9 protein-coding genes are annotated in these 10,030 nt (G+C 48.2%); 7 read left to right on the top strand and 2 right to left on the bottom strand.

Annotation, left to right across the window (positions count from 1 at the left end):
• A partial coding sequence (locus KB557_RS06590; protein WP_255132500.1) for a 2OG-Fe(II) oxygenase occupies positions 1-628 on the bottom strand: 628 nt, incomplete at its 3' end.
• Between the two features lie 63 nt (positions 629-691).
• Between KB557_RS06590 and KB557_RS06585 the strand changes: the two genes are divergently transcribed.
• The 6 genes from KB557_RS06585 (at position 692) to KB557_RS06560 (ending at position 6,856) form a co-directional block, all read left to right on the top strand.
• Entirely contained in the window at positions 692-1,906 is a 1,215-nt protein-coding gene (locus KB557_RS06585) for an MFS transporter (protein WP_255132497.1), read from the top strand.
• A gap of 25 nt (positions 1,907-1,931) precedes the next feature.
• Positions 1,932-4,067: a polyphosphate kinase 1 gene (gene ppk1, locus KB557_RS06580; protein ID WP_255132495.1), complete on the top strand. Its 2,136-nt coding sequence runs from the start codon at positions 1,932-1,934 to the stop codon at positions 4,065-4,067.
• 269 nt (positions 4,068-4,336) lie between these two features.
• Positions 4,337-5,308, top strand: a complete 972-nt coding sequence (locus KB557_RS06575; RefSeq protein ID WP_255132492.1) for an RNA polymerase sigma factor, RpoD/SigA family — start codon at positions 4,337-4,339, stop codon at positions 5,306-5,308.
• 7 nt (positions 5,309-5,315) lie between these two features.
• Positions 5,316-5,948 carry a diacylglycerol/polyprenol kinase family protein gene (locus tag KB557_RS06570; protein ID WP_255132489.1) on the top strand — a complete coding sequence of 211 codons (633 nt, stop codon included), beginning with the start codon at positions 5,316-5,318 and terminating at the stop codon, positions 5,946-5,948.
• 27 nt (positions 5,949-5,975) lie between these two features.
• Positions 5,976-6,320 carry a type II toxin-antitoxin system prevent-host-death family antitoxin gene (locus KB557_RS06565; RefSeq protein WP_295476030.1) on the top strand — a complete coding sequence of 115 codons (345 nt, stop codon included), beginning with the start codon at positions 5,976-5,978 and terminating at the stop codon, positions 6,318-6,320.
• Positions 6,320-6,856 carry a DUF3368 domain-containing protein gene (locus KB557_RS06560; protein WP_255132485.1) on the top strand — a complete coding sequence of 179 codons (537 nt, stop codon included), beginning with the start codon at positions 6,320-6,322 and terminating at the stop codon, positions 6,854-6,856. The genes KB557_RS06565 and KB557_RS06560 overlap by 1 nt, the downstream gene beginning before the upstream one ends.
• On the opposite strand, the gene KB557_RS06555 is transcribed toward KB557_RS06560, so the two are convergent.
• Positions 6,857-7,900, bottom strand: coding sequence for a 3-deoxy-7-phosphoheptulonate synthase (locus tag KB557_RS06555; protein ID WP_255132483.1), 1,044 nt, complete (start codon positions 7,898-7,900; stop codon positions 6,857-6,859).
• A 71-nt stretch (positions 7,901-7,971) separates the two neighbouring features.
• Here KB557_RS06555 and KB557_RS06550 point away from each other — a divergent pair.
• On the top strand, positions 7,972-10,030 hold a 2,059-nt coding region (locus KB557_RS06550), incomplete at its 3' end, for a bifunctional aconitate hydratase 2/2-methylisocitrate dehydratase (RefSeq protein WP_255132481.1).

Here is a 10,030-nt window from a genome sequence, read left to right as displayed (position 1 = left end):
CGTTTGCCAAACGCTTGAGATACAAAGCCTCCGTTCCAGCATTTATCCAACCAGTAGCGATGGTTTTGGTGTGATCATTACTAATCCTGCCGCGATGGATGTGAGATATACCGGCCGGAAATATCAATAATTCGCCCCGTTCTGCCTCCTCGTGATGATCCTGCCAATGAAATTCTGTTCCCCCTTGAGGTAGATCATTGCAATAAAGAATCCAGGCCAGCAACCGATGCACCGGTTCCGTGGCCTCTGGGCTGATGGTCCAATCACAATGCCAAGCTTTAAAACCCTCACCCGGCGCATAACGCTGCAAATTAAAAATTGGATTCACAAATAGCTGCTGCTCAGGGCTGCATTGCAACAGCAGGGGCCTTTCTTCTAAATATCGATTCAGCCCGGCTCTAACGCCTCGCACAATTACATCTGCCAAAGCAAAAGCTTCTGGATCACTGCGATCAATCGCCACCAAGCTGATATCAGTGGAGCGTTTGGTCGCTTCCATTTGGGAGCCGGCACCCACACCAAAGGCAACACCAGGGGCTTGTAAATCGCAGCGGCGATCAAAAAAGCTGATTACAGCATCAGCCAAGGCTTCATAGCCAGCATTGCGATAGGAGGCGATCAAGCGCATTTATTTAGTTTTTGGGTGGATGGTGCTGAACACTAGTTTTGATACCCGCCGGCTCTAAACCAAATGAAACGTCCGTCCACGCTTTTATGCGTGTTTGTGACGCTGCTGAACGATCGGGTGGGAGAAAGCCTTGTATTTCCGCTGCTGCCATTTCTCTTAGCTGGTTTCACCAGCAGTGGCACCACCTTGGGTTTGCTGGCTGGTAGTTATGCCCTGGCTCAATTTTTAGCAACGCCATTGATTGGTGCATTAAGTGATCGCTTTGGGCGCCGCCCAGTGATCGCTTGCTGCGTTGCAGGCACAGTGCTGGGGCTTGGTTTATTTGCAATTACCTTAGAAATTGATTGGCCTATTGCCAGTGCCTGGCCCCTGGCGCTTTTATTTTGCGGACGGTTATTAGACGGGTTCAGTGGCGGTACTGCCGCAAGCGCTGGGGCTGTGCTCGCTGATATCAGCAGCCCTGAAAATCGCGCCAAAGCATTTGGTTTGATCGGGGTGGCCTTTGGGCTGGGCTTCATTCTTGGGCCTGCACTAGCTGGGATATTGAGCCGCTGGAGCGTTACTTTGCCGGTGTGGATTGCAGTGGCCATTGCAGCAATAAATCTGCTGCTGGTGTTGCTTTTGCTGCCAGAAACCCATCCAGCCGATCAAAGGCGGGCCCTGCCTCGCAAACGAGCACTCAATCCTTTTACTCAACTGCTGAAGGTGTTTAAAAATCCAAAAGTGGGCAGCCTCTGCCTGGCATTTTTTCTGTTCTTTCTTGCCTTCAACGGTTTTACCGCAGTGCTGGTGCTGTTTTTTAAGCAGGTATTTAATTGGGGGCCAGGCCCTGCCACTAGCGCATTTCTGATCGTTGGCGTGGTAGCAACCGTGGTGCAAGGGGCATTAATCGGGCCCCTAGTTTCAAAATTTGGTGAACAAAGGCTCACATTATTTGGCCTTGGCCTGGTGTTAGTTGGTTGCCTCTTGATTCCTGCCGCCCCAATTGGCAATGCCCAACCGGTAGTTTTTAGCGCCGTTGCCATATTGGCCCTAGGCACAGGGCTTGTTACACCTTGCTTGCGCAGTTTGGTATCTAGGCGCCTTGATAGCGATGGCCAGGGAGCTGCCCTTGGCAGCCTGCAGGGTTTGCAAAGCCTGGGCAGTTTTCTTGGCCCGCCTTTGATGGGGTTGGCCTTTGAACAACTGGGGTATAGCAGTCCGTTCTTGTTGGCTGCAGCCTTGCTGCTGGGGGTGAGTTTGCTCACTGCTAACGGAACCTTTAAACAAGCCAATTAGTGTTTTGTGATTGGCACTTAAATCCATGGCCGCCGTTGCACTAGCTCCAGAGCTCTACCTAAATCGTGAATTGGGTTGGATTGATTTCAATGAACGGGTGCTAGCTCAGGCGATGGACGGCCGAACACCGTTGCTTGAGCAAGCAAAGTTCAGCGCAATTTTTAGCAACAATCTTGATGAATTTTTTATGGTGCGGGTGGCATCTCTGAAATCACAAGTGGAAGCTGGTGTTACCAGCTTGAGTGTGGATGGGCTCACGCCATTGCAACAACTAATAGCAATTCAATCAAAATTACGGCCAGTTTTAGAACAACAACAGCAGCACTATCGCGGTGAGCTAAAACCAAAACTAACCGAACATGGCGTATTTGTATTAGACTACCCTCAGCTAAATAATAAGCAAAAAGAATGGATTAACAACCATTTCCGAGCTGCAATTTTTCCAGTTTTAACACCTCTTGCCGTTGATCCAGCTCACCCATTCCCGTTCATTAGTAATTTAAGCCTTAATATCGCAGCTTTAATTCGCGATCCAGAAACAGGAGAGCAACAATTTGCGCGGGTTAAAGTTCCTCAGAAAAATATACCTAGATTTATCAAAATACCAACAGAACTTGCTGATCAAGCAGGTCCCGTTCTCTATAGCGCCGTGCCACTAGAACAGGTGGTGGCCTTCAATCTCGGGCTGCTCTTCCCTGGCATGGCAATTGAAGGGCACTATTTCTTCCGCGTTACTCGCGATGCAGATTTGGAATTAAGGGAACTGGAAGCAGACGACTTAATGGTGGCATTACAGGAGGGGCTACGTAAAAGACGCATGGGTGGAGAGGTGGTGCGTTTGGAAGTAACAGATGAAATGCCACAGGATGTGGTTGATCTACTGATGGAAGGAATGGCGGTAGAAGCGGAGGATCTATATCGCATTAATGGCCCCCTCGGCTTAGATGATTTATTTGCTCTTACAGGCGTAGCGCTGCCGCAATTAAAAGACGCTGCTCAAGTGGCACGCATCGCTGCACCGTTAGCACGGGCCCAAAAAGCATTGCTTGCTGATGGTTCGATCAAAGCCGAGGAATTTGAAAGCGTCTTTGATGTTTTAAAGCGCGGCGATGTACTTCTGCATCATCCCTACGACCTATTTAGTTCATCGGTGGAGGAATTTATTGGCCAAGCGGCAGATGATCCCGATGTATTGGCAATAAAAATGACATTATATCGTGTATCTAAAGATTCAAAAGTTATTAGTTCTTTGATAACTGCAGCTGAAAATGGCAAACAAGTGATGGCATTAGTAGAATTAAAGGCCAGGTTTGATGAAGAAAATAATATTCAATGGGCTCGGCAGCTTGAAAACGCTGGCGTGCACGTGGTTTATGGCGTTATCGGCCTTAAAACCCACACCAAGGTAACTCTGGTGTTGAGGCTCGAACGCGAGGAACTGCGTTCCTACGTGCATGTGGGCACTGGTAACTACAACTCCAAAACCTCCAGGCTCTACACCGACGTGGGGTTGCTTAGCGCCAGGCCTGAATTGGGGCAGGATCTAGTGGAACTTTTTAATTATCTAACCGGCTTTTCAAAACAACAAAGTTTCCGAAAACTGTTGGTGGCCCCCGTTACCTTGCGTGCCGGTATGGAATCTCTAATAAAAAGGGAAATCGAGCATGCCAAGGCCGGCACCGAAGCTCACATCATTGTAAAAATGAATTCATTGGTGGATCCTCGCATCATTTCACTGCTTTATGAGGCTTCCAGAGCTGGAGTGAAGATTGAACTAATTATCAGAGGTGTATGCAGCTTGCTTCCAGGCATAGAGGGCCACAGTAGCAACATTTCAGTAATAAGTATTATCGGACGCTTTCTTGAGCATTCGCGGATCTTTTGGTTTAACAATGGCGGTGATGCTCAAGCTTTTATTGGTAGCGCCGATTGGATGGGCCGCAATCTTGATCGCAGGGTGGAAGCGATAACTCCAGTGGAAGACCCTGAACTACGTAGCAGTTTGGAGAAGTTACTGCACATCTACCTAGCTGACAACCGCGGTGCCTGGGATATGCAACCAGATGGCCATTTCCTGCAGCGCCTATGCAATGAAAACGAGCACAACTCTCAACTTGAGCTCATGGAAAACTGGAATGCAGTTCAAGGACAAAACAGCTAATCAAATTGATAGAGCTCAAATAACTGATATTTTTTGTAGATAAAAGTTAAGAACTATGAGCAAAAACCAAACAAAAAACCACTCCCCAAACCGACCCCTATTAGCTATTTCAAGACGGTTAATCAGTGGTGCCCTAGCTTTAGGAGCAGCAGCAACAAATCGGTAGATTTTATTTAGCGTTGATTTGCGGATTGTTGCACCAAATCACACACAAATCAGCTGATAACAGTGCTATGTTCTGGCCAAATTTAATTTGAGAGGCCAGGGTGATGGGGACACCACTGGGGGCTCGCGCTGAGGGTGAAAAACCTTCGGTTCGCCCTGCACAATTACGCAGCAGCTCTAAATCAACTGGCAGATTGAGCACGGATTCAATCGGTTGGTATTTAAGCAATATTGGAAGGGTTCCTCTGCTTACTGCTGCTGAAGAAATCGAACTTGCCCATCAAGTGCAGCAGATGAAGCGGCTGCTGGAAACAGAAGAAGCAGAGCGCACTCCAAGGCAACGCCATCAAGTGCGGATGGGCTGCCGCGCAAGGGATCGGATGATGGCAGCCAACTTACGTTTGGTTGTAAGTGTTGCTAAAAAATATCAGAATCAAGGCCTTGAATTGCTTGATCTAGTTCAAGAGGGTGCGATTGGTTTAGAGCGGGCCGTTGATAAATTTGATCCGGCGATGGGATATAAATTCTCCACCTATGCCTACTGGTGGATTCGCCAAGGGATGACCCGCGCCATTGATAACAGTGCCCGCACCATTCGCTTACCAATTCATATCAGCGAAAAGCTCTCCAAACTACGGCGTATTACAAGGGAACTTTCCCATCGCTTTGGCCGCCAACCAAACCGGCTTGAAATGGCCCATGCCATGGGTATGCAACCGGAGGAGCTGGAGGAGCTGCTTAGCCAAAGCGCCCCTTGCGCTTCCCTTGATGCCCATGCCAGAGGAGAGGAAGATCGCAGCACCCTCGGTGAATTAATTCCAGATCCAGCCAGTGGTGAGCCGATGGAGGGAATGGATCGCCGCATCCAAAAAGAACATCTCGGCACCTGGATTACCCAATTAAACGAAAGGGAGCAAAAAATTCTCAAATTACGCTTTGGCCTAGAGGGAAGCGAACCCCTTACCCTGGCTGAAATTGGTCGCCAGATCAATGTATCTCGGGAACGAGTGCGGCAATTAGAAGCAAAAGCAATACTTAAATTGCGATTGATTACCAACCAACAACAAGCAGCCTAATAATTAGGTGCTTATAGGTTTAGCACTGATCAGCGTTTGGTTAGGAGCTGTTTTTATTGTTGCCAGTTTAATAAGTAAGCGCTGGCCACAGCAGCAAGAATTAAGCCGAAAAGTTGTGCATATCGGTGCAGGTTTTGCTTTACCTATTGCTTGGGCTACTGAGATTCCAGTATCGATTGCTCTTGCTGCTGCAACGCTTGCTAGCGCTTTAGCTCTAATAAATCATCGATGGCGGCTTTTAGCTTCCATTGAAGATGTAGGACGATTTAGCTACGGCACTGTTGCCTACGGCGTTTCAATAACCATATTGCTTGCATTTTTTTGGCCCCAGCAGGCAGACCTTGTATGTGCTGCCGTATTAACCATGGCCCTAGCTGATGGTTTAGCCGGCTTGCTTGGGGCAAACCTCTCCTCGCGCCGCTGGCAAATATTTGGGCAAACAAAATCGATCATTGGCACTGCCACCATGGCTCTAGTAACACTGCTGGTGTTAGCCCTACTCCTACCCAATTTGCAGTGGTATGCAGTGATTGCAATTGCCACCAGTGCAACTTTATTAGAGCAATTCAGTTGGGCCGGCCTTGATAATCTCACTGTGCCCTTACTCGTGGGCTTAATGGGCGCCTGGCTAAGGGGCTAAAATGTTCCTACATATTGCGGGAACATTATGCAAGCTTTTTCAATGCGAGAGCTGAAAAGCAACCCTTCCACGGTTCTGAAAGCTGCCGAAACTGACGCGATGGCCTTGATAACGAATCATCAGCAACCCACAGCGGTAGTTGTTGCCATAGATCGCCTTGGTTTACCAAGCACAGCTGCGGTGCGCTCTGGTCTAGCGCTATCTCTATTTCGTGATGGCTCAATTTCTGTTGGTTCAGCCGCAAAAATTGCAGGGTTGCCACTACCTCGATTTTTAGAAATCCTCTCGGCTTTACAAATCTCAGTGGCTGAAATGGAATCTGAAGAAATAGATCTTGAACTCAGCCAAGCAAAACGCTGGCTCCGAAATTAATGTCAGTTTTTCAAAAAATTCTTATTGCTGATGCAGGACCATTAATTGCCTTAACCAAGATTCAACAACTCAAACTACTGCCTGAGCTATTTAGCACGATTATAATCACAGATTTAATTAGCGATGAATTAGGCATAACAAATAAAAAAAGCTCTTTCCAATTCGATGGTAGCGATGCGCTTATAGATGCAATTCAAGCTAACTGGCTGAAAATAAATGTTGATCAATCAACCTCAAAAAGACACTATTATCCAACTAATCCAGGCGTTGATCCAGGGGAAGCAAGTGCCATCAGCCTTGCTATATCTATGCAAGAAGCAAACCTAGAATTAGCAATCTTAATTGATGATCGCTGTGGGCGCGCTGAGGCGCGTCAACAGAATATTGAAGTAATCGGAACAGCGGGCTTGCTGTTGATAGCCAAAGAATATGCGCTAATCAATAAATGCGTGCCATTATTGTTAGAAATGCAAAATAAAGGATATTATCTAAGCAATAAATTAATCAATCTTATTGCAATAAAAGCCAATGAATAACTAACCAACAGCCTCTGCTAATTGATCCAATAGGGCTTCGGTGGTATCCAGATCGATGCAGGCATCGGTAATGCTTTGCCCGTAGGTGAGTTTGGATAGATCAGCCGGAATTTTCTGGCTGCCAGCCACCAAATGACTTTCCAACATCACTCCCATTACTGCACTGCCGCCTTGCTTTACCTGGGCTGCCACCGCTTCTAACACCTCCCCTTGGCGGCGGTAATCCTTATTTGAATTGCCATGGCTGCAATCCACCATCACCCGGTGGGGCAAACCTGCTGCCTGCAACTGATTTTCAGCTGCAGAGATCGCCTCTGGGTGGTAGTTGGTGCCACTGCCACCACCCCTTAACACCAAATGACCATCCGGATTACCGGTGGTGGAAACAATGGCTGCATGGCCTTGGCGGTTGATGCCAAGAAAGTGATGAGGGCGAGAAGCGGCTTCCATTGCGTTAATTGCAACAGTGAGGCTGCCATCAGTGCCATTTTTATAGCCGATTGGCATCGATAAACCAGAAGCCATCTCACGGTGAGTTTGGCTTTCAGTAGTGCGGGCGCCAATGGCGGTCCAGCTGATTAGATCAGCGATGTATTGGGGCACCACTGGATCAAGCAGTTCAGTGGCAGCAGGTAAACCACGTTCAGCAAACTGCAATAACAAATTGCGCGCTCGCCGCAAACCTGTATTGATGTCGTAGCTGCCATCGAGATGGGGATCATTAATCAATCCTTTCCAACCAACGGTGGTTCGCGGCTTTTCGAAATAAACCCGCATCACAATTTCTAAACTCGCCTGCAACCGCTCACGGATTTGCACCAGGGCGCCTGCATATTCTTCCGCAGCACCAAGGTCGTGAACAGAACAGGGGCCAACGATCACCAGTAAGCGATGGTCTTCTCCCGCGAGGATGCGTTTGATCCTCGCTCGCGTATTACGCACAGTGAGGGCAGCCCTTTCGGTGAGGGGCATGTCGCTCTGCAAAATAACGGGAGCCACCAGTGGGCGGGTCTCCACCACATGCAGATCAGAGGTGGGCTGCATAACGGGGCACAGGTGCCAGCTCCTTTGCACCCTAAAGGGTGAAGAATAGGAACAAATAATTTGAATAGCAGATGCTCATCGCCTATCGCGCTGCCGCTAGTGCCCGTGAAGCCCTCGGTGTGCCAGCACTGCCACTTGATGCCGCCCAAACCCAAGCGCTTACTGAGTTATTGCAGCAACCACCCGAGGGGGAAGGCACCTTCTTGCTCCAGCTGCTGAGTGAACGAATCCCCCCTGGGGTGGATGAGGCGGCCTATGTGAAGGCCAGCTGGTTGGCAGCGGTAGCAAAAGAAGAACTAGCCAGCCCCCTGGTGAGTGGAGAGAGGGCGGTGCAGCTGCTCGCCACAATGATCGGCGGCTACAACGTGGCAGCTCTAATTGAATTGCTATCAAACCAAAAGCAAACGATTGCGGCAGCTGCAGCAGAAGCGTTGAGCAGCACGGTTCTTGTTTATGAGGCGTATCACGATGTAATGGAATTAGCAATTAGTAATCGATATGCAAAGCAGGTAGTTGATAGCTGGGCGGCAGCTGAATGGTTTAACAAAAAGGTGCCCCTAGCAAAGGAAATAACCGTTCGGGTATTCAAGGTTGCAGGAGAAACAAACACCGATGATTTATCACCTGCCACCCATGCCACTACACGCCCAGATATTCCATTACATGCCCAAGCAATGCTGGAAACGCGTATGCCAGGAGGTTTAGAGGAATTAACTAAATTAAAAGCAATGGGTTATCCGATTTGCTATGTGGGAGATGTAGTAGGCACTGGAAGTTCACGAAAATCAGCAATTAATTCGGTGTTGTGGCACATTGGCAACAACATTCCCCATGTTCCAAATAAACGTAGCGGTGGGGTGATTTTAGCGAATAAAATTGCACCGATATTTTTTAACACCGCTGAAGATTCAGGGGCATTACCTATTGAATGTGATGTTAGCCAATTGAATACAGGTGATTTGATCACAATACGGCCCTATGAAGGAACGATAGAGCGAGCGATTGGAGAAGAAAAATGCGGGGAGATAATCGCAAGATTTACATTAAAACCAACAACATTATGTGATGAGGTGCAGGCGGGTGGGCGCATACCACTATTAATTGGTCGCGCCTTAACGGATAAGGTAAGGATGCAACTTGCCATGCCAATATCTGATGTTTTTATACGCCCAAATTCTACTATTGAAAGTATTAAGGGTTTTACTTTAGCCCAAAAAATGGTGGGTAAAGCCTGCGGGCTAGTTGGCGTGCGGCCTGGCAGCAGCTGCGAACCGTTGATGAGCACCGTTGGCAGCCAAGACACCACAGGCCCGATGACCCGTGATGAATTAAAAGAGTTGGCGTGTCTGGGGTTTTCCGCTGATTTTGTATTGCAAAGCTTTTGCCACACAGCTGCATATCCAAAACCGGTAGATCTCAAAACCCACGCCGAATTGCCAGATTTCATTGAATCTCGTGGTGGTGTAGCCCTACGCCCAGGTGATGGCATCATCCACAGCTGGTTAAATCGCATGTTGCTGCCCGATTCTGTTGGAACCGGCGGCGATAGCCACACCCGTTTCCCTCTGGGAATTTCATTTCCAGCCGGTTCAGGCCTGGTGGCTTTTGCAGCAGCGATTGGGGCGATGCCATTGGATATGCCGGAATCGGTGCTGGTGAAATTCAGCGGCTCATTGCAACCAGGTGTAACCCTGCGGGATGTGGTGAATGCAATTCCCTATATGGCAATCAAGCAGGGGCTGCTAACAGTAGATAAAACAAACAAACTAAATGTTTTTTCTGGCCGCATTATGGAAATTGAAGGGCTACCAGATTTAAAATTAGAACAGGCATTTGAGTTAACTGATGCCACCGCGGAACGCAGCTGCGCCGGCAGCACAATCAAGCTGAGTATTGCAACTGTTAGTGAATACTTACGTAGTAATATTGCTCTGCTTAATAATATGATTAGCAATGGTTATGGCGATAGCCGTAGTTTATTGCGGCGGATTAAGGCGATGGAGGCATGGCTAGCAAATCCAGTGCTGCTAGAGGCAGATGAGGATGCTGAATATGCAGCGGTGCTTGAAATCAACCTAGATCAAATCACTGAACCAATTCTTGCTTGCCCCAATGATCCAGATAATGTGA

Origin of the sequence: Synechococcus sp. Cruz CV12-2-Slac-r, assembly GCF_024346075.1 — a bacterium.
In the GTDB taxonomy this organism is placed as follows: domain Bacteria; phylum Cyanobacteriota; class Cyanobacteriia; order PCC-6307; family Cyanobiaceae; genus Synechococcus_D.
The sequence above is the reverse complement of the archived record's forward strand: the minus strand, read 5'-3'. Positions and strand labels throughout refer to the sequence as shown.